Source organism: Escherichia sp. KTE172 (assembly GCF_000408845.1).
GTDB classification, from domain to species: domain Bacteria; phylum Pseudomonadota; class Gammaproteobacteria; order Enterobacterales; family Enterobacteriaceae; genus Escherichia; species Escherichia coli.
This window is the reverse complement of sequence record NZ_KE137316.1, coordinates 829152-852757: the sequence shown is the minus strand read 5'-3', so window position 1 is coordinate 852757 and position 23606 is coordinate 829152. Positions and strand designations below refer to the sequence as shown.

28 protein-coding genes and 3 pseudogenes are annotated in these 23606 nt (G+C 49.3%); 10 read left to right on the top strand and 21 right to left on the bottom strand.

The annotated features are described in order from the left end of the window. Positions 1-118: 118 nt before the first annotated feature. Genes flhB through flhe form a run of 3 tightly spaced genes read left to right on the top strand, consistent with a single transcriptional unit; the run spans position 119 to position 3730 of the window. Complete coding sequence (gene flhB / locus G434_RS19415) at positions 119-1267, top strand: flagellar biosynthesis protein FlhB (protein ID WP_001278923.1); 1149 nt, start codon at positions 119-121, stop codon at positions 1265-1267. Continuing rightward, positions 1260-3338 (top strand): flagellar biosynthesis protein FlhA, encoded by a 2079-nt coding sequence (gene flhA, locus G434_RS19420; protein WP_000066971.1) that lies wholly within the window; start codon positions 1260-1262, stop codon positions 3336-3338. Before flhB ends, flhA begins: the two co-directional genes overlap by 8 nt. Then, entirely contained in the window at positions 3338-3730 is a 393-nt protein-coding gene (gene flhe, locus G434_RS19425) for a flagellar protein FlhE (RefSeq protein WP_001259587.1), read from the top strand. The genes flhA and flhe overlap by 1 nt, the downstream gene beginning before the upstream one ends. A gap of 52 nt (positions 3731-3782) precedes the next feature. Here flhe and argS read toward each other — a convergent pair whose 3' ends face one another. Further along, entirely contained in the window at positions 3783-5516 is a 1734-nt protein-coding gene (gene argS, locus G434_RS19430) for an arginine--tRNA ligase (RefSeq protein WP_001025308.1), read from the bottom strand. Positions 5517-5731: 215 nt separating this feature from the next. On the opposite strand from argS, the gene G434_RS19435 reads away from it, so the two are divergent. The 4 genes from G434_RS19435 to torZ all read left to right on the top strand — a co-directional run bounded on the left by G434_RS19435 (position 5732) and on the right by torZ (position 10998). Beyond that, positions 5732-6298: a VOC family protein gene (locus G434_RS19435; protein ID WP_001304291.1), complete on the top strand. Its 567-nt coding sequence runs from the start codon at positions 5732-5734 to the stop codon at positions 6296-6298. Positions 6299-6311: 13 nt separating this feature from the next. Continuing rightward, positions 6312-7058, top strand: a complete 747-nt coding sequence (gene cutC / locus G434_RS19440; protein WP_001185724.1) for a copper homeostasis protein CutC — start codon at positions 6312-6314, stop codon at positions 7056-7058. A 385-nt stretch (positions 7059-7443) separates the two neighbouring features. Continuing rightward, on the top strand, positions 7444-8544 hold the full coding sequence (locus G434_RS19445; protein WP_001214346.1) for a NapC/NirT family cytochrome c: 1101 nt from the start codon (positions 7444-7446) through the stop codon (positions 8542-8544). A gap of 24 nt (positions 8545-8568) precedes the next feature. Next, on the top strand, positions 8569-10998 hold the full coding sequence (gene torZ, locus G434_RS19450) for a trimethylamine N-oxide reductase TorZ (protein ID WP_000176790.1): 2430 nt from the start codon (positions 8569-8571) through the stop codon (positions 10996-10998). Between the two features lie 34 nt (positions 10999-11032). On the opposite strand, the gene cmoB is transcribed toward torZ, so the two are convergent. From cmoB to yfdP, 19 genes and pseudogenes are all read right to left on the bottom strand, one after another. Continuing rightward, positions 11033-12004, bottom strand: a complete 972-nt coding sequence (gene cmoB, locus G434_RS19455; RefSeq protein WP_000564725.1) for a tRNA 5-methoxyuridine(34)/uridine 5-oxyacetic acid(34) synthase CmoB — start codon at positions 12002-12004, stop codon at positions 11033-11035. After that, complete coding sequence (gene cmoA / locus G434_RS19460) at positions 12001-12744, bottom strand: carboxy-S-adenosyl-L-methionine synthase CmoA (RefSeq protein ID WP_000019598.1); 744 nt, start codon at positions 12742-12744, stop codon at positions 12001-12003. The genes cmoB and cmoA overlap by 4 nt, the downstream gene beginning before the upstream one ends. 40 nt (positions 12745-12784) lie before the next feature. Beyond that, positions 12785-13180, bottom strand: a complete 396-nt coding sequence (locus tag G434_RS19465; protein WP_000252980.1) for an MAPEG family protein — start codon at positions 13178-13180, stop codon at positions 12785-12787. A 52-nt stretch (positions 13181-13232) separates the two neighbouring features. Then, the gene (locus G434_RS19470; RefSeq protein ID WP_050572918.1) at positions 13233-14003 is read right to left on the bottom strand and encodes a DUF72 domain-containing protein; all 771 of its coding nucleotides are present in this window, start codon (positions 14001-14003) and stop codon (positions 13233-13235) included. Then, positions 13985-15298: a tyrosine-type recombinase/integrase gene (locus G434_RS19475; protein ID WP_016239042.1), complete on the bottom strand. Its 1314-nt coding sequence runs from the start codon at positions 15296-15298 to the stop codon at positions 13985-13987. The genes G434_RS19470 and G434_RS19475 overlap by 19 nt, the downstream gene beginning before the upstream one ends. 55 nt (positions 15299-15353) lie before the next feature. Next, positions 15354-15590 carry an excisionase family protein gene (locus tag G434_RS19480; RefSeq protein ID WP_000528717.1) on the bottom strand — a complete coding sequence of 79 codons (237 nt, stop codon included), beginning with the start codon at positions 15588-15590 and terminating at the stop codon, positions 15354-15356. Positions 15591-15598: 8 nt separating this feature from the next. Next, on the bottom strand, positions 15599-15745 hold the full coding sequence (locus tag G434_RS19485) for a hypothetical protein (RefSeq protein WP_016239041.1): 147 nt from the start codon (positions 15743-15745) through the stop codon (positions 15599-15601). A 3-nt stretch (positions 15746-15748) separates the two neighbouring features. Next, a complete protein-coding gene (locus tag G434_RS19490) occupies positions 15749-15991 on the bottom strand; it encodes a DUF4222 domain-containing protein (RefSeq protein ID WP_016239040.1) in 243 nt (80 codons plus the stop codon). A gap of 84 nt (positions 15992-16075) precedes the next feature. Next, on the bottom strand, positions 16076-16282 hold the full coding sequence (locus G434_RS30675; protein ID WP_238745400.1) for a DUF551 domain-containing protein: 207 nt from the start codon (positions 16280-16282) through the stop codon (positions 16076-16078). Positions 16283-16543: 261 nt separating this feature from the next. Beyond that, positions 16544-16879: pseudogene (locus G434_RS30670) on the bottom strand (DUF551 domain-containing protein); the annotation flags it as partial. After that, positions 16874-17002: pseudogene (locus G434_RS30665) on the bottom strand (DUF551 domain-containing protein); the annotation flags it as partial. The pseudogenes G434_RS30670 and G434_RS30665, both read right to left, overlap by 6 nt. Positions 17003-17004: 2 nt before the next feature. Continuing rightward, positions 17005-17196, bottom strand: coding sequence for a hypothetical protein (locus G434_RS19500; RefSeq protein ID WP_016239038.1), 192 nt, complete (start codon positions 17194-17196; stop codon positions 17005-17007). Positions 17197-17362: 166 nt separating this feature from the next. After that, a pseudogene (locus G434_RS19505) lies at positions 17363-17797 on the bottom strand (ead/Ea22-like family protein); the annotation flags it as partial. Continuing rightward, a complete protein-coding gene (locus G434_RS19510; RefSeq protein ID WP_000476207.1) occupies positions 17794-18033 on the bottom strand; it encodes a hypothetical protein in 240 nt (79 codons plus the stop codon). The pseudogene G434_RS19505 and the gene G434_RS19510, both read right to left, overlap by 4 nt. Continuing rightward, on the bottom strand, positions 18026-18229 hold the full coding sequence (locus G434_RS19515; protein WP_000111289.1) for a hypothetical protein: 204 nt from the start codon (positions 18227-18229) through the stop codon (positions 18026-18028). The genes G434_RS19510 and G434_RS19515 overlap by 8 nt, the downstream gene beginning before the upstream one ends. After that, positions 18226-18588, bottom strand: coding sequence for a phage protein (locus G434_RS19520; RefSeq protein WP_001242713.1), 363 nt, complete (start codon positions 18586-18588; stop codon positions 18226-18228). The genes G434_RS19515 and G434_RS19520 overlap by 4 nt, the downstream gene beginning before the upstream one ends. Continuing rightward, positions 18579-19115 carry a 5'-deoxynucleotidase gene (yfdR, locus tag G434_RS19525; RefSeq protein ID WP_000008178.1) on the bottom strand — a complete coding sequence of 179 codons (537 nt, stop codon included), beginning with the start codon at positions 19113-19115 and terminating at the stop codon, positions 18579-18581. The genes G434_RS19520 and yfdR overlap by 10 nt, the downstream gene beginning before the upstream one ends. 127 nt (positions 19116-19242) lie before the next feature. Next, the gene (locus tag G434_RS19530; protein ID WP_000081278.1) at positions 19243-20067 is read right to left on the bottom strand and encodes a YfdQ family protein; all 825 of its coding nucleotides are present in this window, start codon (positions 20065-20067) and stop codon (positions 19243-19245) included. A gap of 65 nt (positions 20068-20132) precedes the next feature. Continuing rightward, positions 20133-20495 carry a protein YfdP gene (gene yfdP / locus G434_RS19535; protein ID WP_000135680.1) on the bottom strand — a complete coding sequence of 121 codons (363 nt, stop codon included), beginning with the start codon at positions 20493-20495 and terminating at the stop codon, positions 20133-20135. Between the two features lie 568 nt (positions 20496-21063). Between yfdP and G434_RS19540 the strand changes: the two genes are divergently transcribed. After that, positions 21064-21558, top strand: coding sequence for a hypothetical protein (locus tag G434_RS19540; protein ID WP_001513551.1), 495 nt, complete (start codon positions 21064-21066; stop codon positions 21556-21558). 356 nt (positions 21559-21914) lie between these two features. On the opposite strand, the gene G434_RS19545 is transcribed toward G434_RS19540, so the two are convergent. Next, the gene (locus G434_RS19545) at positions 21915-22541 is read right to left on the bottom strand and encodes a LexA family protein (RefSeq protein WP_000450740.1); all 627 of its coding nucleotides are present in this window, start codon (positions 22539-22541) and stop codon (positions 21915-21917) included. A gap of 97 nt (positions 22542-22638) precedes the next feature. On the opposite strand from G434_RS19545, the gene G434_RS19550 reads away from it, so the two are divergent. Both G434_RS19550 and G434_RS19555 read left to right on the top strand, forming a co-directional pair. After that, the gene (locus G434_RS19550; RefSeq protein WP_000205494.1) at positions 22639-22839 is read left to right on the top strand and encodes a Cro/CI family transcriptional regulator; all 201 of its coding nucleotides are present in this window, start codon (positions 22639-22641) and stop codon (positions 22837-22839) included. Between the two features lie 37 nt (positions 22840-22876). Next, positions 22877-23461, top strand: a complete 585-nt coding sequence (locus G434_RS19555) for a YmfL family putative regulatory protein (RefSeq protein ID WP_000514174.1) — start codon at positions 22877-22879, stop codon at positions 23459-23461. Positions 23462-23606: the final 145 nt, after the last annotated feature.

Below are 23606 nucleotides of genomic sequence, written 5' to 3'. Positions count from 1 at the left end.
TGCTTGATGTGTGGCAGCAAAAGCCCTAAATCCCGCCTGTTTTGCCCCTTACTCAAACCATTGAACGCTTTGCGCTCTGGCATCATTTACGCTTAATACTCTTTCCAGGATTGGCGACGTGTCTGACGAGAGCGACGACAAAACAGAAGCCCCCACACCTCACCGACTAGAAAAAGCGCGGGAAGAGGGGCAAATCCCGCGTTCACGTGAATTAACGTCACTGCTGATTTTGTTAGTGGGCGTGTGTGTTATCTGGTTTGGCGGTGTGTCGCTGGCCCGTCGATTGTCGGGCATGCTCTCCGCGGGATTGCATTTTGATCACAGCATCATCAATGACCCGAATCTGATCCTCGGGCAAATTATTCTGCTGATCAGAGAAGCCATGCTGGCGCTGCTGCCGCTGATTAGCGGCGTGGTGCTGGTGGCGCTCATTTCTCCGGTCATGCTGGGAGGGCTGGTATTTAGCGGCAAATCCTTGCAGCCGAAGTTTTCCAAACTCAACCCGCTACCGGGGATTAAACGGATGTTCTCGGCACAGACTGGCGCGGAGTTGCTTAAAGCAATTTTGAAAACCATCCTGGTTGGCAGCGTGACGGGATTTTTTCTCTGGCATCACTGGCCGCAGATGATGCGCTTAATGGCCGAGTCTCCTATTACCGCCATGGGTAATGCGATGGATCTGGTAGGGCTGTGCGCGCTGCTGGTGGTACTTGGTGTTATTCCGATGGTGGGATTTGACGTCTTTTTCCAAATCTTCAGCCACCTGAAAAAGCTGCGAATGTCGCGGCAGGATATTCGTGATGAGTTCAAACAAAGCGAAGGCGACCCCCATGTTAAAGGGCGGATCCGTCAGATGCAGCGAGCGGCTGCACGGCGTCGGATGATGGCCGATGTGCCGAAAGCGGATGTCATTGTCAATAACCCGACCCACTATTCGGTAGCGTTGCAGTATGACGAAAACAAAATGAGCGCACCGAAAGTGGTCGCTAAAGGTGCAGGGCTGGTCGCGCTGCGCATTCGTGAAATTGGCGCTGAAAATAACGTCCCTACGCTTGAAGCGCCGCCGCTGGCGCGAGCGCTGTATCGACATGCGGAGATCGGTCAACAAATCCCGGGTCAACTGTACGCCGCAGTGGCGGAAGTGCTGGCCTGGGTCTGGCAACTGAAACGCTGGCGTCTGGCTGGTGGACAGCGCCCTGTACAACCTACTCATCTTCCGGTGCCGGAAGCCCTGGATTTTATTAACGAGAAACCGACCCATGAGTAATCTGGCCGCGATGCTGCGCCTGCCCGCAAACCTGAAATCGACACAATGGCAGATCCTTGCCGGACCGATTTTGATCTTGCTGATTTTGTCGATGATGGTGCTGCCATTGCCTGCATTCATTCTCGACCTGCTGTTTACCTTTAATATCGCCTTGTCGATCATGGTGTTGCTGGTGGCGATGTTTACCCAGCGCACGCTTGAGTTTGCTGCGTTTCCGACGATTCTGTTGTTTACCACGTTGTTGCGTCTGGCACTTAACGTAGCTTCAACCCGCATCATTTTGATGGAAGGGCATACCGGCGCGGCGGCGGCTGGGAAGGTGGTCGAAGCGTTCGGTCACTTCCTCGTTGGTGGCAATTTCGCTATCGGTATCGTGGTGTTCGTCATTCTCGTGATCATCAACTTTATGGTCATTACCAAAGGTGCCGGGCGTATCGCAGAAGTGGGGGCGCGCTTTGTTCTCGATGGTATGCCGGGTAAGCAGATGGCGATTGACGCCGACCTTAACGCCGGATTGATTGGTGAAGATGAAGCGAAAAAACGCCGCTCCGAAGTGACTCAGGAAGCCGATTTTTACGGTTCAATGGACGGGGCAAGTAAGTTTGTTCGCGGCGATGCCATCGCCGGGATCCTCATCATGGTCATAAACGTTGTCGGTGGGTTGCTGGTCGGCGTGCTGCAACATGGCATGAGCATGGGGCACGCGGCGGAAAGTTATACGCTATTGACCATTGGCGACGGTCTGGTGGCACAAATTCCGGCGTTGGTGATTTCTACCGCCGCGGGGGTCATCGTTACGCGTGTCAGCACCGATCAGGATGTTGGCGAGCAGATGGTGAATCAGCTTTTCAGTAACCCGAGCGTTATGTTGTTAAGCGCCGCCGTGCTCGGTTTACTCGGCCTGGTGCCTGGAATGCCGAACCTGGTATTTTTGCTGTTCACTGCCGGATTGCTTGGGCTGGCCTGGTGGATCCGCGGACGCGAACAAAAAGCGCCTGCCGAACCAAAACCGGTAAAAATGGCAGAGAATAATGCCGTTGTCGAAGCGACGTGGAACGATGTACAACTGGAAGATTCTCTGGGAATGGAAGTGGGTTATCGCCTGATCCCGATGGTCGATTTCCAGCAGGATGGTGAGTTGCTGGGCCGTATACGCAGTATTCGCAAGAAATTTGCCCAGGAGATGGGGGTTCTGCCGCCAGTGGTGCACATTCGCGACAATATGGATCTGCAACCTGCCCGCTATCGCATTTTGATGAAAGGCGTGGAGATAGGCAGTGGTGATGCTTATCCGGGGCGTTGGTTGGCGATTAACCCTGGTACCGCTGCCGGGACGTTACCTGGTGAGGCGACCGTCGATCCGGCATTTGGCCTGAATGCTATCTGGATTGAAAGTGCGCTTAAAGAACAGGCGCAGATTCAGGGGTACACCGTGGTTGAGGCCAGCACGGTGGTGGCAACGCATCTTAACCACCTCATTAGCCAGCATGCCGCAGAGCTGTTTGGTCGTCAGGAGGCGCAACAGTTGCTGGATCGCGTCGCCCAGGAGATGCCAAAGCTGACGGAAGATCTCGTTCCTGGCGTCGTCACGCTCACCACACTGCATAAAGTGCTGCAAAATCTGCTCGATGAAAAAGTGCCGATTCGCGATATGCGCACTATTCTCGAAACGCTGGCGGAACATGCGCCCATCCAAAGCGATCCACATGAATTAACCGCCGTCGTGCGCGTGGCGTTGGGACGGGCGATTACCCAGCAGTGGTTTCCTGGCAAAGATGAAGTTCATGTTATTGGCCTCGATACACCGCTGGAACGTTTGTTGCTACAGGCGTTGCAGGGCGGGGGCGGACTGGAGCCAGGGCTGGCGGATCGTTTACTGGCGCAAACTCAGGAAGCTCTATCCCGTCAGGAGATGTTGGGTGCGCCGCCAGTTTTATTGGTGAACCACGCGCTGCGACCATTATTGTCTCGCTTCCTGCGCCGCAGCTTGCCGCAGTTAGTGGTGCTGTCGAATCTGGAACTATCTGATAACCGACATATCCGCATGACGGCGACAATTGGCGGTAAATGATGAGAACCTTATTAGCAATATTATTGTTTCCGCTGCTGGTGCAAGCCGCCGGGGAGGGGATGTGGCAGGCGAGTAGTGTGGGCGTTACGCTGAATCACCGTGGTGAGTCGATGTCGTCAGCGCCTCTTTCTACTCGACAACCTGCTGCAGGATTGATGACGCTGGTGGCGTGGCGTTATCAGCTTATCGGTCCGACACCTGCAGGATTGCGGGTTCGCTTGTGTTCGCAATCTCGTTGTGTCGAATTAGATGGGCAGAGCGGAACCACCGTGGCCTTTTCCGGTATACCGGCGATAGAACCGTTACGATTTATCTGGGAAGTGCCTGGCGGTGGGCGGTTAATTCCGCCGCTGAAAGTACAACGTAATGAAGTGATTGTGAATTATCGTTAATGATAAAAAAGCCGATGTCTGCCATGACATCGGCTTTTGCCGTATAACGCGATTACATACGCTCTACTGTCTCAATACCCAGCGTATCCAGACCCAGTTTCAGCGTCTTCGCCGTCAGTTGTGCCAGTTTCAGACGGCTGTTACGCACTTCTTCGTTTTCTGCGCTGAGGATCGGGCAGTGCTCGTAGAAGCCAGAGAACAGACCAGCCAGATCGTACAGGTAAGCACACATCACATGCGGCGTGCCTTCACGGGCAACCACGGTGAGGGTTTCTTCAAACTGCAGCAGGCGAGCTGCCAGTTGCGCTTCACGATCTTCACGGATGATAACCGGAGCTGCAGCCAGTTGCTCTTCGTCAATTTCTGCTTTACGGAACACGGACAATACACGCGTGTAAGCATACTGCATGTATGGCGCGGTATTACCCTCAAACGCCAGCATGTTGTCCCAGTCGAAGATGTAGTCCGTGGTGCGGTTTTTGGAGAGATCCGCATATTTCACCGCACCAATACCAACCGCGTTAGCCAGTTTTTCCAGCTCGTCGGCTGGCATATCCGGGTTCTTTTCTGCCACCAGACGGCGTGCACGTTCCAGGGCTTCATCCAGCAGATCGGCCAGTTTCACTGTACCACCCGCGCGGGTTTTGAACGGTTTGCCGTCTTTGCCCAGCATCATGCCGAACATGTGGTGTTCCAGCGGTACGGATTCCGGTACATAGCCTGCTTTACGGACGATAGCCCACGCCTGCATCAGGTGTTGATGCTGACGGGAGTCGATGTAATACAGCACGCGATCGGCATGCAGTGTTTCATAACGATATTTCGCACAGGCGATATCAGTGGTGGTGTAGAGATAGCCACCATCTTTCTTCTGAATGATCACGCCCATCGGTTCGCCTTCCTTGTTTTTGAACTCATCAAGGAATACGACGGTCGCGCCTTCACTTTCTACTGCCAGACCTTTTGCTTTCAGGTCCGCCACGATACCCGGCAGCATTGGGTTGTAGAGACTTTCACCCATGACGTCATCGCGGGTCAACGTCACGTTGAGACGATCGTAGGTGATCTGGTTCTGCGTCATGGTGATGTCGACCAGTTTGCGCCACATCTCGCGGAAATATTCGTCACCGCTTTGCAGTTTGACTACGTAGTTACGTGCACGCTCGGCAAACTCTTCATCTTCGTCGTAATGCTTTTTCGCATCGCGGTAGAAACCTTCAAGGTCAGCCAGCTCCATTTCACCGGCGTTTTCTTGCTGCTGCTTTTCCAACCACGCAATCAGCATACCGAACTGAGTACCCCAGTCGCCGACGTGGTTTGCGCGAATCACTTTGTGACCGAGGAACTCCAGAGTACGAACTGCTGCGTCACCAATAATGGTAGAGCGCAGGTGACCGACATGCATCTCTTTCGCCACGTTTGGCGCAGAGTAGTCAACCACAATGGTCTGTTTTTCTGGCGTAGCAACACCGAGACGATCGGACGCCAGCGCCTGCTGAACATGATCAGCCAGGAATGCCGGATCAAGGAAAATGTTGATAAAGCCTGGACCGGCGATCTCAACTTTGCTGGCGATACCGTTAAGATCCAGATGAGTCAGCACCTGCTCTGCTAATTGTCGCGGTGCCATACCCAGTTTTTTAGCAACTGCCATCATGCCGTTAGCCTGATAGTCGCCGAACTGAACTTTTGCTGACTGACGAACCTGCGGTTCGCAATCCGCAGGCGCGCCTGCCGCAATCATGGCCTGACGGACTTTTTCTGAGAGAAGAGCCTGAATATTCACCGGAATACCTTACATTGATGAAGCGAGCAAAAATTGCCCGCACCAGTTAAAGAAATTAGGGCGGGAGTATACTGCAAATGGCTGTTTTCGTCAGCAACGTGCGCGTGGCGTATTGCCGTTTTCACTATTGCATCAGAAGCGGCGTGAAATCAGCGGTTGGTTGGCGCAGGGCAACAGGGTAAATTAACGCTTTTACTGAAAGACGAAGAGTGATTATGGCGAACTGGCAATCTATCGACGAGCTGCAGGATATTGCATCGGATTTACCGCGATTTACCCACGCATTAGATGAACTTTCCCGCCGTCTGGGGTTGGATATCACTCCGCTGACTGCCGATCACATTTCCTTGCGTTGCCATCAAAACGTCACCGCTGAACGCTGGCGTCGCGGGTTTGAACAGTGCGGCGAGCTTTTGTCAGAAAATATGATCAATGGCAGGCCGATTTGTCTGTTTAAATTGCATGAACCGGTACAGGTTGCGCACTGGCAGTTTTCCATTGTGGAGCTACCGTGGCCCGGGGAAAAACGTTACCCGCACGAAGGTTGGGAACATATTGAAATCGTTCTGCCGGGCGATCCAGAAACGCTGAATGCCCGTGCGCTGGCATTGCTTTCTGATGAAGGACTCAGCCTGCCGGGGATCTCAGTGAAAACCAGTTCGCCAAAAGGTGAGCATGAGCGATTACCGAATCCGACGCTGGCGGTCACCGATGGCAAAACGACCATTAAATTTCATCCGTGGTCCATTGAAGAGATCGTTGCCAGCGAGCAGTCGGCGTAATTAAGGAGCAAAAATGGCATTACTGGAAATTTGCTGTTACAGCATGGAATGCGCGCTAACGGCGCAGCAAAACGGCGCAGACAGAGTTGAATTATGCGCAGCCCCAAAAGAGGGGGGCTTAACGCCGTCGTTGGGGGTACTGAAATCCGTGCGCCAGCGGGTGACGATCCCTGTGCATCCGATTATCCGCCCACGCGGTGGTGATTTTTGCTACAGCGACGGTGAATTTGCCGCCATTCTTGAGGATGTGCGCACAGTCCGCGAATTAGGTTTTCCTGGACTGGTGACGGGCGTTCTCGATGTTGACGGGAATGTCGATATGCCACGAATGGAAAAAATAATGGCTGCTGCCGGTCCGCTGGCAGTGACTTTTCATCGCGCCTTCGATATGTGCGCTAACCCTTTAAATACACTCAATAATCTTGCGGAATTTGGCGTTGCTCGGGTACTGACATCAGGGCAAAAATCAGACGCACTGCAAGGTTTATCAAAAATTATGGAACTTATTGCCCATGGTGATGCTCCAATCATTATGGCCGGAGCAGGAGTCCGTGCAGAAAACCTGCACCACTTCCTCGATGCCGGAGTGCTGGAAGTCCATAGCTCCGCGGGAGCGTGGCAAGCCTCACCAATGCGTTATCGTAATCAAGGATTGTCCATGTCATCAGATGCACACGCGGACGAGTATTCGCGTTATGTCGTCGACGGGGCGGCGGTTGCTGAAATGAAAGGAATCATTGAACGCCATCAGGCCAAATGATTTTTACCGTTGCATCATGTCGCCCAATATGATGCTTGCTCGTACCAGGCCCCTGCAATTTCAACAGGGGCCTTTTTTTATCCCCGAGAAGTATAAAAAACGAACGATTTCGGTGATCAGTTGAGCGCGTGACAGTGCGCATAGCGTTGTGCTAAAAATTTTTATACATTCATATTAATTATGTAATTTAAATTACTAAAACTGACAAATATATATTCTAAATAACAACTGGGTTATTCTTTAGCAATTAATGATTACATTGTAATAAATCATATTCTTTATCGATTATTTCAGGCAGTGTTGTGCCGAATTATGCAAGCGGTCAATTCGTTGTATATTTAATTATACAATGATTTCGGTGTTCTGGAATTAATTAGAGGAATCTATGCGAGGGAAAAAACGCATTGGGTTAATGTTTTTGCTGATAGCGGTTGTGGTTGGTGGCGGCGGGTTATTGCTGGCGCAAAAAGCCTTACATAAAACGTCGGATACAGCATTTTGCCTTTCCTGCCACTCGATGAGTAAACCTTTTGAGGAATATCAGGGAACTGTCCACTTTTCGAACCAGAAAGGGATACGTGCGGAATGTGCCGATTGCCATATTCCAAAGTCAGGGATGGATTATTTATTTGCTAAATTAAAAGCTTCTAAAGATATTTATCATGAATTTGTTAGCGGCAAAATAGACAGTGACGATAAATTCGAAGCGCATCGTCAGGAAATGGCCGAAACAGTATGGAAAGAATTAAAAGCAACTGATTCTGCAACGTGTCGTAGTTGCCATTCTTTTGATGCCATGGATATTGCCTCGCAAAGTGAATCTGCGCAGAAAATGCATACCAAAGCGCAAAAGGACGGCGAAACCTGTATCGATTGTCATAAAGGCATTGCCCATTTTCCACCAGAAATAAAAATGGATGACAACGCGGCGCATGAGCTGGAAAGTCAGGCCGCTACTTCAGTTACCAATGGCGCACATATTTATCCTTTCAAACCTTCCCGCATAGGCGAACTGGCCACTGTGAATCCTGGTACCGATCTCACCGTCGTTGATGCCAGTGGCAAACAGCCGATCGTTCTGTTGCAGGGTTATCAAATGCAGGGCAGTGAAAACACGCTCTACCTGGCGGCAGGTCAACGGCTGGCGCTAGCCACATTAAGTGAAGAAGGTATCAAGGCGCTGACGGTAAACGGGGAATGGCAGGCTGACGAGTACGGCAATCAATGGCGTCAGGCGTCTATACAGGGTGTGCTTACCGATCCCGCATTAGCGGACCGTAAACCGCTATGGCAATACGCTGAAAAACTTGACGATACCTATTGCGCTGGTTGCCATGCGCCTATTGCCGCTGACCATTACACCGTCAATGCCTGGCCGTCCATTGCCAAAGGAATGGGGGCGCGAACCAGCATGAGCGAAAATGAACTGGACATTTTGACGCGGTACTTCCAGTACAACGCCAAAGATATTAGCGAAAAACAGTGATCCTCGTTGATCAGGGAGGAAGTTATGACATTAACAAGACGTGAATTTATTAAACACAGCGGTATTGCCGCTGGGGCGCTGGTGGTGACATCGGCTGCACCGCTACCCGCATGGGCAGAAGAGAAGGGCGGTAAAATCCTCACCGCGGGACGTTGGGGAGCGATGAACGTAGAAGTGAAGGACGGCAAGATTGTTTCTTCGACAGGCGCGCTGGCGAAAACCATACCGAACTCCTTACAGTCTACGGCGGCGGATCAGGTACACACCACGGCGCGTATTCAGCATCCGATGGTGAGAAAAAGCTATCTCGATAATCCACTGCAACCGGCAAAAGGTCGTGGCGAAGATACCTATGTACAGGTGAGCTGGGAACAAGCATTAAAACTGATTCATGAGCAACACGATCGTATTCGTAAAGCTAACGGACCATCGGCCATTTTTGCCGGATCTTACGGCTGGCGATCTTCTGGCGTGTTGCATAAAGCGCAAACCTTACTGCAACGTTATATGAACCTTGCGGGCGGTTATTCCGGGCATAGCGGCGATTATTCAACCGGGGCGGCACAGGTGATCATGCCGCATGTGGTCGGTTCTGTAGAGGTGTATGAACAGCAGACCTCCTGGCCGCTGATTCTGGAAAACAGCCAGGTTGTGGTGCTGTGGGGGATGAACCCGCTGAATACCTTAAAAATTGCCTGGAGCAGTACCGATGAGCAAGGGCTGGAATACTTCCATCAGCTGAAAAAATCTGGCAAACCCGTGATTGCCATTGATCCTATCCGCTCCGAAACCATCGAATTCTTTGGCGATAATGCCACCTGGATCGCGCCGAATATGGGCACCGACGTGGCACTGATGTTAGGGATTGCGCATACCCTGATGACACAAGGCAAACACGATAAAGTGTTCCTTGAAAAATACACTACCGGATATCCGCAGTTTGAAGAGTATCTGACAGGTAAGAGCGATAATACACCGAAGAGCGCGGCCTGGGCGGCGGAAATTTCTGGCGTACCGGAAGCGCAGATAGTCAAACTCGCTGAACTGATGGCGGCGAATCGCACAATGCTGATGGCAGGCTGGGGAATTCAGCGCCAGCAATATGGTGAACAGAAACACTGGATGCTGGTGACGCTGGCGGCGATGTTAGGGCAGATTGGTACACCGGGCGGCGGTTTTGGTTTCTCTTATCATTACTCCAATGGTGGCAACCCGACGCGTGTTGGCGGCGTGCTGCCGGAAATGTCTGCGGCGATTGCCGGACAGGCCAGCGAGGCCGCTGATGATGGCGGAATGACGGCGATTCCTGTTGCCCGTATCGTCGATGCGCTGGAAAATCCTGGCGGCAAATATCAGCATAACGGTAAAGAACAAACGTATCCGAATATCAAAATGATCTGGTGGGCGGGTGGCGGGAACTTTACCCATCACCAGGATACTAATCGTCTGATTAAAGCATGGCAGAAACCGGAGATGATCGTCGTTTCTGAATGCTACTGGACCGCAGCTGCTAAACATGCAGATATCGTATTACCGATCACCACATCGTTTGAGCGCAATGACTTGACGATGACCGGTGATTACAGCAACCAGCATATTGTACCGATGAAGCAGGCTGTCGCTGCGCAATTTGAAGCGCGTAACGATTTTGACGTGTTTGCCGATCTTGCTGAATTACTGAAACCTGGCGGAAAAGAGATCTATACCGAAGGTAAAGATGAGATGGCGTGGCTGAAATTTTTCTATGATGCCGCTCAGAAAGGTGCCCGTGCGCAACGCGTGACTATGCCGATGTTTAATGCCTTCTGGCAGCAAAATAAACTGATCGAAATGCGCCGCAGCGAGAAGAACGAACAGTACGTTCGTTATGGTGATTTCCGCGCCGATCCGGTGAAAAATGCGCTGGGTACGCCAAGCGGCAAAATTGAGATTTACTCCAAAACGCTGGAAAAATTTGGCTATAAGGATTGCCCGGCACACCCAACCTGGCTTGCGCCTGATGAGTGGAAGGGTACCGCCGACGAGAAGCAGTTGCAGCTTCTGACCGCACATCCGGCACATCGTTTACACAGTCAGCTTAACTATGCGGAACTGCGTAAAAAATATGCGGTTGCCGATCGTGAACCGATCACTATTCACACCGAAGATGCTGCTCGCTTTGGTATTGCGAATGGCGATCTGGTGCGTGTCTGGAACAAACGTGGTCAGATTCTGACAGGCGCGGTGGTGACTGACGGGATCAAAAAAGGCGTGGTATGCGTGCATGAAGGTGCATGGCCAGATCTGGAAAATGGCTTGTGTAAAAACGGCAGTGCGAACGTGTTAACGGCGGATATCCCCAGCTCTCAGCTGGCAAATGCCTGTGCCGGTAACTCTGCGCTGGTGTATATCGAAAAATATACGAGCAATGCGCCGAAGTTAACGGCGTTTGATCAGCCAGCTGTTCAGGCATAAGACGTGAAAAGCGCCCGGAAACGGGCGCTAATCTTTACGGCTTACGCGCAATCAGCACCGCGCGTTTAGGCGCAGGATAACCTTCCACCGTTTTACCCGGATCATGTGGGTCGAGGAAATCGGCCAGCGATTCAGTAACCATCCATTCGGTGCGTCGCTGTTCTTCTGTAGTGGTAACGCTCACATCCGCAATGCGAATATCAACAAAACCACACTTCTTCAGCCAGTTTTTCAGCGCCAGCGCGGAAGGGATGAAATAGACATTACGCATTTGCGCGTAACGATCGCCCGGCACCAGCACCGTGTTCTCATCACCATCAATAACCAGCGTTTCAAGCACCAGTTCACCTTCATTGACCAGTTGATCTTTCAACTGCCAGAGATGCTCCAGCGGTGAACGACGATGATAAAGCACGCCCATCGAAAAGACGGTATCAAAGGCTTTCAGTGCCGGAAGTTGTTCAATGCCTAACGGCAGCAGATGCGCACGTTGATCGTTACCTAACAATTTACGCACTGCTTCAAACTGGCACAGAAACAGTTGCGTAGGGTCGATCCCCACCGCCAGATGTGCGCCTGCGCCAATCATGCGCCACATGTGATAACCGCTGCCACAGCCGACATCAAGAATGGTGCGCCCGGTTAAATCAGAAAGATGGGGCAGAACGCGATCCCATTTCCAGTCGGAACGCCATTCGGTATCGATGTTGACGCCATACAGTGAGAACGGCCCTTTGCGCCACGGCATCAGGTTGCGCATCAGCGTTTCAATGCGTTTAATTTGCCCGGCGCTCAGTGGCTCTTCGCTTTCGGCGGTTACGCTATGCAATAAATCCAGACGATACGGTTTAATTTCAGGCAGAAATTCCACCGCGTTGGACCACTGCTTAAACAGCCCGTGCTGCTGCTCGCGCTGCCAGTTAGCAATCTGCGCGGGCAGCGTTTCCAGCCAGTGTGAAAGATGATTTTTGGCAATCAGAGAATAAAAGTTACCAAAGTCGATCATGCAGCGTCCTCTGCTTTTAATGCCACCAGGGAACCAAAGTTAAAGCACTGGAACCACAGCTCGCTATGCTCAAAACCAGCTTGATGCAGGCGTGCTTTATGGGTTTCCACAGAATCGGTTAGCATCACGTTTTCCAGCATGCTGCGCTTCTGGCTGATCTCCAGTTCGCTGTAACCGTTAGCACGTTTAAAGTCGTGGTGCATGTTGAACAGCAATTCACCAACTTTGGCATCTTCGAAACTGAATTTTTCCGAAAGCACCAGCGCACCGCCCGGGTTCAGCCCTTGATAAATTTTATCCAGTAACGCCTGACGCTCGGAAGGTTCCAGGAATTGCAGGGTAAAATTCAGCACCACCATCGATGCGTTTTCAATGGCGATATTGCGAATATCACCTTCAATAACGTCTACTGGCGTAGGGGCTTTATAGGCGTCAATATGACGACGGCAGCGTTCAATCATCGCCGGAGAGTTGTCGATGGCAATAATTTTGCAATTATCATGATGAATGTTGCGACGCACCGAGAGCGTCGCCGCGCCCAGAGAACAACCCAGATCGTAAACCTGCGTACCAGGTTGAACGAAGCGCTCGGCTAACATACCAATCATGGAAATAATATTGGAATAACCGGGAACGGAACGCTGGATCATATCCGGGAAGACTTCAGCTACCCGTTCATCAAAGGTCCAGTCACCCAGTCTGGCGATAGGGGCAGAAAATAGCGTGTCGCGGTGAGACATAACGTAAAAATCCGGGAAAAAGAAAGTGGCGTATTGTGCGCTAACGCAGGGAGAAAACCAACTCCCAGGGCATATACCAAAGATTCGCCAGCACCATCAGCAACAGCGCACACCATGTGGCGCTCATGCCGGAACGTCGCCAGCGGAACAGACGGTGATGAAAACCGTAATAATGCATCAGACGACCAGCAAGCAAAACGATGCCGCAAATATGCACCATCCAGGTTTCTGCGCCATTCATTTCCATAAACAGCATCAGCACAATCGCGATGGGAATATATTCCACCGCGTTACCATGAATGCGAATAGCGCTTTGCAGTTCGCTAAAACCACCGTCACCATAGGCAACGCGGTACTGCATTCGCAGGCGAACGACATCAAAAGAGAACTTCATTAATAACAACGCACTTAAAACGGCATACAGCGCGCTTACCATACAAACTCCCTTTAAAATGGCCGATGGCACCTGTCTATGATAGGTGGCAAATTCAGAAAAGAGAAGATTGCTGTGGAATAGCCGGAACTGCTCCGATCTCTGGAAGCGTTTTACGTAAGTCTTCCCACAGGGTATGTACCAGTTCCGGGGCCTGGGCAATATCTGGCGTATGTAAAAAAAGATAAGGCGTAGTGGTCTGATGCCACTGCGCTAATTTTTGTAACCAGACCTGAAATAATTCCCGGTTTTGCGTCATATCATCACTACCGATAAAACGGATCAGCGGATTTGTCGCCGTCAGTACAGCATGTACCGGAACTTTAGGTTTTTTTCGTTGAGCGTCGCGAATAGCTTCACTGTGTGGACGTGCTGCATGAACCGGGCGGCTGTCTAAAATCACCCGATTAACGCCGCGCTGATGTAAACCGCGATTAAGCGTTTGTTCCTCTTCCCCTTTGGCGAAAAACTGTGGATGGCGGACTTCCACACCATAATTAAATTCGCCGGGAAGAGAATCGAGAAAATGCCAAAGCGCAGGCAGATCCCGTGGGCCAAATGTGGCAGGCAGTTGCAGCCAGTATTGCCCAATGCGCGGCGCTAACGGTGACATGCGGGTCAAAAATTCAGTCACTAAATCATCGCAATGCCGTAATGCTGCCTGATGCGAAATGGTCGCCGGAAACTTAAAACAGAAGCGGAAGTCATCTGTGGTCTGCTCACGCCAGCGCAGGACAACCTCGGGTTTGGGCAGGGCGTATAGCGTGGTGTTGCCCTCCACACAGTTAACATGACGGGTATTGAAGTCTAACCTACTGATTTTAATAAGTCTCTTGTGTCACTTTGGTGACCATGGGACATCATTGGGACATAATCTGCCAGCTTCTGATTCAGCATTGCGATCTGTTCTGCATTACTGTCAGTCATCCATGCTCCGTATACATTGAATACCATCTGGGCACTTGCATGGCCCATCTGGCTGGCAATGAAGCTTGGGTTTGCTCCGGCAGATAATGACCAGCACGCATAAGTGTGTCGTGACTGGTATGCTTTCCGGTGCCTGATGCCCGCACGCTTAACGGCTGTTTCCCATGAGTCGCCAATAGAATCTACCTTGTAGATAAAACCGACCTGTTTGCTTTTTCTAACCACCTGGGGGTTAAATACGAAAGTACATTCATGATTCACTGAGCGCCCATATTCACGTAGTTGAACCTTGATGTGGTGCTGCTTACCCAGTCTTGTCATTTCAGCCTGATTTTTCAGGACACTGATAGCGGGCTGGATAAGATGCACAACCCTGTTTGTACTTGCTTCAGTTTTAGGTAGAGTGAACTCACTGAGTTTCGTATAATTGCGCCTGATAGTAATAGTTCCTGCTTTCAGATCGATATCTTCCCAGGCCAGGGAGACCAGTTCACCGTGACGCATTCCTGTGTACACAGCCAATGACCACAGGTTTTTCGTCTGCTGATGTCGGCAAGCATCTATCAGGCGAATAAATTCGTCACGAGTTAGCGGATCTGGCTCTGCCCTGGCTCTTTTAAGAGGCTTAATTCCCTGGAAGGGATTTGCTTCTAAGTAACCGTGATCTGCAGCAAACTGAAACATTCCAGCGATAGTTGTCATGTAATAATTTACAGTAACGACGCTCCGTCCTTTTGCTGCTGCTTTGTTTTTCGTTGAATTCTGATACCCGGTCAGTAAATCTTTCCTGATATACAGCAATTCCTCTTTGGTTACCGATGACACCAGTCTGCTGCCTCCAATTTTCGGAACCATCGTTCTTGCAACGGATTCATAGCGATTGAATGCATTTGCAGAGATTTCCATTCGTTTCAGATCCAGCCACTTTTCTTCAAGTTCCTTCACCGTAATTTCTTTTTTACTTACCCCAAAAGCCTGAAGGTTGGGGGAGTCAGGGAACTGTGCGGCATAATCAAAGCTTCCTGTGCGGATGGCAAAACATACCGATGTCCGCAGTTCCCCGGCGATCTTCCTGTTCTTGGCAGTGTCAGGGACACCAAGATTTTCCCTGACACGTTTACCTTTAAAATTAAACCAGATGCGTAATGTGCCGCCGTGGTTTTCGACGCCTGTTGGATATTTGACTTTATCCATTGATACCTCCAGACGCCCAAGAGCGATACGAGCTTACATACTTCATGGCATTAAATCACCCAGGTTGTTTGTTTTTCATTGAAGCGACCCAGGCATCTATTGCTTTTCTGTTATACATACATTCACTGGAAGGCTTTGGATTACCGTCTGGTGATACGTGAATATACTCTCTTCCAACCATCCAGCATTCTTTCCGGGCCCGAAGAATTGTGCCTGGTTTGAGCCCGGTAATTGCGATTAGAACGCTTTCACAAACCCATTCATTGGGAGCCAGTTGAATCACATTGCCCATGCATTACCTCACACAACACTCAGCCCACGGCAGTGGCACCACACTTCAAACATTCGTTTCACAATTTCACGACAGTAGAAACCGTCAACATCTCGTGTCAGGTCATAGCGATTGCCGTAACGCTGGTGGCCCCATCGTTCAAATGCTTTATTCATTCTTTACTTCCTTTTCATGGCCCGTAATTTTTTCAGATGAGCTTCCTGCTCTGTTTCTGCCAGAATTTTGCGGTACTCCTGGTGGTCAATATGTTCGAACAGGCAGTTTAACTCACCAATGCGTACCCGCCCGGATCGTCCGTCCATCCGTCGAAAGAACACTGAGTGCTCAGTGATGCGAGTAATCACCACGGGGTATCCGGCTCTGTCCGTGTATATCTGACTGCGTTGAATCAAAGCGAACATGTGGTTATCCCCATCGACAAATCGAGAACACAACAAACGCTGCTGCGAATACCACCCCCAGAGTTACGATTGCATCACGCCAGCTCATTGATTCACCTCCTGCGGCGGTTCTGGCAGCGGCATCCAGTGGGTTACCTCCTTGAGATACAGGTCTTCGCCACCACCGTCATCCCAAGTGGGCTTGCCATCATTAAACCAGTCGCCATATACGCCGACCTGAGTGTTGGGGATGCTTGGTGGGTAGTTGTTTTTAAAGTCAGCAGCTAACACATAGCATTGTCGCTCTCCCATTTCTGGCATTCGCTCACTACAGCTTATCCAACCATCCGGAGTTACCGGAACTTGTGGAATGGCTGTCTGCTCTCGAACGTCATTAGGCGCTATAGGTTCTGCTGCCAACTGACTGGCATATTTGTTAATGGTAACGATAAGCTCTTGCTCAGCCTCATCCAGACAATCACCGATACCTCGCCTGTCACCGTCAAAATCATCGAAATCGGCACGAATCCTGGCAACCTTCAGGATTGCGGACAACACCTCACTAGGAATTGCCGGATAGTTGGTTGACGTTTCCGCGATTTCCCGAAAATTATTGGTTGACGAATTCTTGTTTTCCCGAAAGTTTCCGGACTGAAGCATGGCGGCGCGGCAGGCGTTCCATATTTCGGCAGCAATATCGCGCTCGCTATCGGTTAATTTGTACGTTGAAACATAGCCAGAGAGCATTTCTACGTTTTCCGGAGTTGCTTCTTCAGGCACTACCGGTGCTGGAGGGGCGGCGTAAATGCCCTCTATCACTAAATGTTTGCGCTCAAAATCATCTGGCTCTCGATGATATACGTAACTCCAATCACCAAGGTTATCATTGCGCCTGCAACGGAAACCTATCGGCTCTGCTTCCAGCGATGCCAGAGCAATTCGTGCCAGTTCCATTTGTTCGCCACGGGTAAGTCCGTTATCAAGCGGATTTTTAATGAATAATTCGATACGTTCTTTGGTAATAGTGGTCATAGCTATTTCACCTTAATCTCAACATTTCGCAGCTTTAGCTCTACTGGCAGGTCTGACTTTCCTGTTAATGATAATGCGAGATTTTCTGGAGTAATGAGAGCAGTTATTGTTTTCCCCCTCGCCAGACGAATAATCATTCGTATCTCGCGATCGTCACATGCTCCCGGTCGAACAATTGATATTTGTCCGTCCATCTCACTCTCCTTTGATGCGAATGCCAGCGACGCGTAATGCGTGTTCTAGGTCAATCAGGTAAAGCCAACTGCCATTTTCTTTAGGTATCATGACATGTCGCTCATCTGCATTTATCGGGTGTCCATATCGAAGGTCGTAGCGAGTCGGTAATTGAACTTCCCGCGCTTCCAGTTCAGCAATACGCTTGCACCCATCAGAGATAACTCCCTCGTAATACTCGCGCTGCTCGTTGAGTTTTGATTTTGTCTCCTCAAGCTCAACGCGCAGCTTCCCTACCGTTAGCGCAATATCCTCGTTCTCCTGGTCGCGGCGTTTGATGTATTGCTGGTTTCTTTCCTGTTCATCCAGCAGTGCCAGCACGGTAGCCGGGTTAGCCTCTGCTATGAATTCAGCGTTTGCATAAGCCTGAGCATCTGTTTCAACCAGGCAGTTAACGTGACATTCTGCAATTACGCCACCGGGTTCTCCTTTCCATTTTTGACAAACAAAAACTCCTGTTAAATTGCCGTGTTGGTTAACAGATGTATGCCCTACGATGTAGCTTCCTTTAGTTGCTTTCTCTGCCTTTTCACGCAGTACCTGATAGTTAATGTTGCTCACTGGTTGCCTCCTTTACGGATCTGCGCTGCGATGCACGAAAAAAAAGACTTTCGCGTATGACTGTTAAGAGCTGGCGCGAACGCCGCGTTAAGAACGGCGGCATCACAGCCGTCATCGATATAGAGCGCAATTTTTTTCTCCAGGCGTGCTTTGGCTTCCTGCAACTGCATATCCCGGCACGCACGCGGGATATACTCAGCAATTTGAGCGATAGATTTTTCGTTCTGTTTAAACATGCTTCACCTCGATAGGCTTGATGGTATCGATCAGCAGTCGGCGGCGAGTATTTTCTGCAAAGTGGCGGCGTCCGGTTTCTTTGTGGTAAAACTCGTTTTTTCCGACGACCCACATCCGCTTTGTCTGGTGCAGTTTTTTTACCTGCGGACCGTCTCGGGTGATAACAATTCCTGTATGAGTTTTTATCACGCTCATTTTTTATTCTTCGGTGCTTTCGGCATTACTGCCCAGTGAGTGATATTGACGTTTTCAAGGTCCCCGACCTGAAATGTCCACAGCCATTCTCCGGTTTCTTTTTGTCCCCAGGTGTACCAGAGAGAACGCCAGCCAATTAGCCAGCCTTCTCCGTTAGCATCAAATAACAGAACACTTTCATTTGCTGGCGGCAGTTCAGCTGACACTGGTATTATTTTGTTTTCCAGTGCCGCACATTTAGCTTCAAGCGCATCGAATTTACGTACCAGGTACTCAGCATTTGTTTCATTCACTTTCAGATCTCGTGGTACACATTTCCCGCGAAGAAACCCTTCCATTTCGAAAACATTCATGCGCATTTGCGTAACTCCGATAACTCGTTAAAACGTTCCATAAACATCCCGTAGGCATGGCCTGGTGACAGTGGAATAACTTTGAACATCTCTGTCGCCGGGATACCTTCCAGTACAGGCCAGAAAGAGCCATCATCAAGCCCGAGATCGCGACGTTCGGTTGCCAGCATAATGAGATCGGCATATTTCACTGGCGTGCTCATAACAGGAGGTAACCCGTATTTCTCACGGATTACGGCGTCTATTTTTTCTTCCATCCGTTTATAGTCAGGAAGAAGGCGTTTCAGTGGAGCTGGGATGTCCTGGCAATACGCTTCTGTTGCATCATGCATTAACGCTTCAAAAGCAAATTCCTGCGGCACCAGCTGGCTGCAAAGCACCGCATGTTGGGCGACGCTGTAGAAGTGAGAAAGATGACCGGCAAAGCGACAGATATTTGAAAGGGAAACCGCGATATCGTTAATAACGATGTCATCTTTATTTATCTTGTCATAATAAAAATGCTTCCCGGAAAAAGTTTTAATAAATGACATTTTGTTCTCCACGTATATGCGCTGCACCGCGCTGAATTTGGGTAAAAGGAAGCCCTCACCATCCGGTGATTATTGAGTTAATTACGTTTCCATAAATGCCCCCGCAGGGGCATTTGCAGTAATGAAATCAGGCGGTGAAAGTACCAATAAAGGTTTCTACTTTGCTGTCTTTGAATTTCTCAACAAGCAGATCACGAAATTCGTTAGCCATATCTTCCTGCACCGCTTCCAGCTGAATAATGCGCAGAACCAGTACAGGACGATCGCCAGTGATAATGCTGAGGCGTAATTTAAACGGACGTTCTTTCAGACCTTCAAACGGAACGCATTTAAATTCAAATGCCACTGGCATAATGTCTTTGGTCTTCGCTTCGACAGATTCCATCAGGGAGCGTTTGCCGCTGAAGTCATTATCTTCAAAATCAGCGGTCTGGTTTGCTTCAATCGTGATTTTACGGATTGCCGCAGCCGCTTTTGTTGCCTGAATGGCGTCACCATTAGCATCAAAGCCCACAAGGTAGTCGGCCCAGTCTTCAATCCATTCTGCCAGTGATTTCTGGGAGTTACGCTCGCCGTTAACAGACAACAGGGCAGAGAACGGTGCTGTCTTTTTCAGTTTGAGAGTGGCGGTGTTATCTGCGTGACCTGGTTCATCAATAGTACCCAGGTTAAGCACACTGACGGCACGCATATTATCAGCATCGATAAAGCAGCGGGTGCCTTCATCTGCAAGATCTTTAGAATAACGGGTAAAGTCATCGATGCTGGCAGTGGAAAGCGCACCACGGAAACGGAAGCGATTTAAATTAAATTTTTCCAGATCATGAATGCGGAAATTCTCAGGCAATGCCACAGCATCGGCACCAATCTTACTGATAATTTCATTAACACCCTGAGCAGAAATAAGGGCATGGATTTGATTAATTGCGGTTGCGTCTAAGTTCTGAGACATAATAAGTCCTCACTATATTAAGATATTCAGTGATGAGATAAATAATCAGTTAATTAAGAACGATATTAATGACCTGCTGCGCGGAGTTTTCCGTCAGGTTCACCGGCAAGAGTCAGTAATTGTCCCTGGTCTTCCTGCAGAATAGTCAGGCGACCACCGCGATTGACATACATCGGCGTTTCGGTGGTGTCTTCTTCAGAAATTTTCCCGCGGTTAGTCGGGCGAACATATGAGAGTTTGTGTTTGATTTTCACACGGTTCTCATCAAACGGTTCGATTTCCAGGTTGAGCGAGACCTTACCTTTGGTTTTCGTGTTCATCACACCGGAAGCGACTTCACTGAGAACTGCGCCGATTTTGGTTTCAAATACGCCGCCGTCCAGCTCCCCGATAAATGCCTGCACATCAGTACTGCGTTCGCTAGCCATTTTGCTGCTCCTCATCATATCGACCCTGCAAGGTCGGTTGGTTTCTCCACAAAACAGAGAAGAACACCTGCGGTGGCAGCCGCCCGGATGGATTGGGTTATGAGCCCGTCGTCCGGTGATGCTCTTCTCTGTTTTGTAAAAAGAGCGGTACCAGCCGGAAGCAAGTGTACAAACTGGTACCGCCAAAGCAGTGGCTGTTGTGGTGACCGGTGCTGATCTCCGGCTTGCGGTTATTTCAGACTCTCACGGGCGTTTAATTGCCCCGCCGAACAGCTCTTTTCCGCAATAGCTGCAATGTCTTTCGCGCATCAGCCTGCGCATTCACCACAACGCTAAGGATTCTCTCTGGTTGAAAATACTTAGCTGTTATGTGCCTGCTTTTAGCCACATCAGGCGAGGTGGACCTGGTTATTCCCCAACAACAAGGATTTGGTTATTATGTAACCCTCCCCAACAACGATAAGGATTTATATGGATCTATGTGTAGATAAGTATGAGGAGAGGCATGTGCCGTTAAGACAAAAGCCTCCAGTTCCTCCAAAACCACCCAAGGAAAACTGAGACTAATATGACCAGAGACGATTATAAATTTTATGTTCACTACTCTTATGTATTGGAGAAGATGAATTACACGTTGTTAACTCGCATTGATAAATTAATAACGTTGATGTTAATCGTTCTCGGTTTTTCAGTTTTCGCCCCGTACAGTAATTTATTTATTTTCGGTTTGTTTGTTGCCGTACTTTCGGTTCTTCAGTTGGTCTATCAGTTTGGCCAAGAGGCTGGAATGTCTAAAGAGCAAGCGAGGCATTACAAAAGACTGCTGATTGAGTCTGATACCCTTCCTGAAGATCAGTTGCAAGCTAGGTATTTAAAAATCCAAGATACTGATAGTAATCCATGGAAATCACTTGAACGAGCGGCTTTCATTCGGGCCTGTATTTTTGCTGGTGTTCCAACTAAGTACGATTTAACAACCAAAGAAAAATTTATAGCTTGGTGTGCGGGAGATCTACCTCTAGAGAATGAACTAACGGATATTAATGATGACCAACAAGCATAATCCAGTTCACGGACATGTACCTCCGAAGCCGAAACCACCGAAACCGAAGAAATGAGACATAATAGGATTGGATAATGAGTCGACCAATAGAGCCTTTTCATATTCCACCTCGTCCCAGGCCACCAGATCCAGGCCCAAAGTGAGGGTTACTGATTTTTAAAGAGCGAAGCGTCCGGTAGGGCGCTTTTTTGGTACTAACGAATCATCCTGGACTTCATATGCCCCAGGCGGCTACTTCGTGGGCGTCCTGCCTGTTCGTTATCTTTGATATAAAATCTAACTTAACTTAGTTTTAATGGCAAGAGAAAACACCAAACTTTTCTTAGTTCGGTGTTTTGGTTAGAGAAAAGGGGGGGCTAGAGTTCGTATTGAACTCCTTTGACTACACCAATGATGAGGCAATTACCATTGATCGGGATGTTGGGGTACCGGGGATTTAATGGCACTAAAAACTTTTGAGGGCCATCGATAACTAATTTTTTTACTGTGGCTTCGTTTGTTCCATCAAGTCTAGCGATGACTATTTTTCCATGCCGGGGTTCTGCATCAGGATCTACAATCACTGTTGCGCCTTCTGGTATTGTTGGGAGGCCGTTAGGGTTAGTCATGGAGTCGCCTTTAACCTCCAATGCAAATGAGTTATCACCAATCTTTAATGATGTATCTACCCACTTGTCTACTTCACTAAACACTTCTGCTGTCCTGCACTCAGTAAACTGCCCAGCCTGAACCCACGAGATTACAGGAACTCTGCGCATGTTTGTGACGAGTTTGCCTTCAAACTCCGCACCATAAAGAATGTAATCTATTGACGTATTGAAGAACTTCGCTAATTTTGAAAGTGCTTCCCCACCAGGGACATTGATGTCTTTCTCCCAGTACCCCACAGCAACGTCACTTACTCCACAAAATTTACCCAATTCTTTCTGGGACGTTCTGGTAACTCTTCTCAGAGCTTTTATACGCTGACCAACCGTTTCCATAGGAGCACCATTTCTTTAATTACTAAGTAATCTTAGTTTTTATTGACCTAAGATAGATTGATAATTAACATCTAATAAAACTTAGTTTGGAGGGCATATGACGACTGACGATATCGAAAGCTACTTCGGCAGCATTGAGAAAGTTGCTGCTTTTTTCGGCATAACAACTGAAGCCGTTTATCAGTGGCGAAACCGTCCTGGCCAGTTAATTCCAAAAGGACGTGCAGCAGAGGCTGCATATAGAACTTGCGGACGGTTGCCATTTAAACCTGAGCTTTATGAAAAATCTAATGGATAAATCGATTTACAGAAACCACAGATATGAGGGCTTAAACGTGGGTAAAGAACCTGAATGGAAAGTTGATAAGCAACCAGCATGGCTGGTGGCAGCAATACGAAGAACGATTGCTGATTTACCTCATGGCTATGAGGAAGCAGCAGAAATTCTTGGTTTGTATAAATCTGATGATATCACCCCAGCAAAAGATCAATTGCATAACAGACTGCGTAGCGGTGGGGATCAAATTTTTCCACTTGAGTGGGCCATGGTTTTACAGGATGCCAGTGGTACCAGGCATGTAACGGATGCAATAGCCCGTCGTAGTAATGGGGTGTTTGTGCCGCTGGTGGTCATTGATGACATTGACAATGGTGACATTAATCAGCGGCTGATGGAGTCAATAGAATGGATTGGCAAGCATTCCCAGTACTTACGCAAGGCAACTGCTGATGGAGTTATTGACCAAGCTGAGCGTGAGCAAATCGAAGAGAACAGCTACCAAGTAATGGCGAAGTGGCAGGAGCATTTAACACTGTTATTTCGTGTTTTTTGTGCGCCGGAAAAGAGTAACGCCCGCGAGTGTGCAGCTCCGGGCGTCGTGGCGTCGATTGCTTCTGGTTGTGGAGAAACTAACGCATGAACAGTTTAACAACACACTACCGTCGCTCGCAACTGATTGCGCTTCCTGTGCCGGGTGGAAAAGCGAAGGTGGAGTATTGCTATGCAGTGAATGTACCAGGTGACAGGGAAATTGTAACCCACAGCTTTGCAGAGTGGGCTGTGGG

Bases quoted from the DNA above. Each gene is read 5' to 3' on its own strand.
- G434_RS19475 (WP_016239042.1), bottom strand. From the start codon at position 15,298: ATGGATAAAGTCAAATATCCAACAGGCGTCGAAAACCACGGCGGCACA.
- G434_RS19550 (WP_000205494.1), top strand. From the start codon at position 22,639: ATGACGACTGACGATATCGAAAGCTACTTCGGCAGCATTGAGAAAGTT.
- G434_RS19500 (WP_016239038.1), bottom strand. From the start codon at position 17,196: ATGGACGGACAAATATCAATTGTTCGACCGGGAGCATGTGACGATCGC.
- G434_RS19520 (WP_001242713.1), bottom strand. From the start codon at position 18,588: ATGCGCATGAATGTTTTCGAAATGGAAGGGTTTCTTCGCGGGAAATGT.
- G434_RS30675 (WP_238745400.1), bottom strand. From the start codon at position 16,282: ATGGGAGAGCGACAATGCTATGTGTTAGCTGCTGACTTTAAAAACAAC.
- G434_RS19490 (WP_016239040.1), bottom strand. From the start codon at position 15,991: ATGTTCGCTTTGATTCAACGCAGTCAGATATACACGGACAGAGCCGGA.
- G434_RS19510 (WP_000476207.1), bottom strand. From the start codon at position 18,033: ATGTTTAAACAGAACGAAAAATCTATCGCTCAAATTGCTGAGTATATC.
- yfdP (WP_000135680.1), bottom strand. From the start codon at position 20,495: ATGGCTAGCGAACGCAGTACTGATGTGCAGGCATTTATCGGGGAGCTG.
- torZ (WP_000176790.1), top strand. From the start codon at position 8,569: ATGACATTAACAAGACGTGAATTTATTAAACACAGCGGTATTGCCGCT.
- cmoA (WP_000019598.1), bottom strand. From the start codon at position 12,744: ATGTCTCACCGCGACACGCTATTTTCTGCCCCTATCGCCAGACTGGGT.
- G434_RS19545 (WP_000450740.1), bottom strand. From the start codon at position 22,541: ATGGAAACGGTTGGTCAGCGTATAAAAGCTCTGAGAAGAGTTACCAGA.
- flhA (WP_000066971.1), top strand. From the start codon at position 1,260: ATGAGTAATCTGGCCGCGATGCTGCGCCTGCCCGCAAACCTGAAATCG.
- G434_RS19465 (WP_000252980.1), bottom strand. From the start codon at position 13,180: ATGGTAAGCGCGCTGTATGCCGTTTTAAGTGCGTTGTTATTAATGAAG.
- G434_RS19485 (WP_016239041.1), bottom strand. From the start codon at position 15,745: ATGAATAAAGCATTTGAACGATGGGGCCACCAGCGTTACGGCAATCGC.
- G434_RS19435 (WP_001304291.1), top strand. From the start codon at position 5,732: ATGGCGAACTGGCAATCTATCGACGAGCTGCAGGATATTGCATCGGAT.
- G434_RS19445 (WP_001214346.1), top strand. From the start codon at position 7,444: ATGCGAGGGAAAAAACGCATTGGGTTAATGTTTTTGCTGATAGCGGTT.
- flhe (WP_001259587.1), top strand. From the start codon at position 3,338: ATGAGAACCTTATTAGCAATATTATTGTTTCCGCTGCTGGTGCAAGCC.
- G434_RS19480 (WP_000528717.1), bottom strand. From the start codon at position 15,590: ATGGGCAATGTGATTCAACTGGCTCCCAATGAATGGGTTTGTGAAAGC.
- G434_RS19515 (WP_000111289.1), bottom strand. From the start codon at position 18,229: ATGAGCGTGATAAAAACTCATACAGGAATTGTTATCACCCGAGACGGT.
- G434_RS19530 (WP_000081278.1), bottom strand. From the start codon at position 20,067: ATGTCTCAGAACTTAGACGCAACCGCAATTAATCAAATCCATGCCCTT.
- yfdR (WP_000008178.1), bottom strand. From the start codon at position 19,115: ATGTCATTTATTAAAACTTTTTCCGGGAAGCATTTTTATTATGACAAG.
- cmoB (WP_000564725.1), bottom strand. From the start codon at position 12,004: ATGATCGACTTTGGTAACTTTTATTCTCTGATTGCCAAAAATCATCTT.
- cutC (WP_001185724.1), top strand. From the start codon at position 6,312: ATGGCATTACTGGAAATTTGCTGTTACAGCATGGAATGCGCGCTAACG.
- G434_RS19540 (WP_001513551.1), top strand. From the start codon at position 21,064: ATGACCAGAGACGATTATAAATTTTATGTTCACTACTCTTATGTATTG.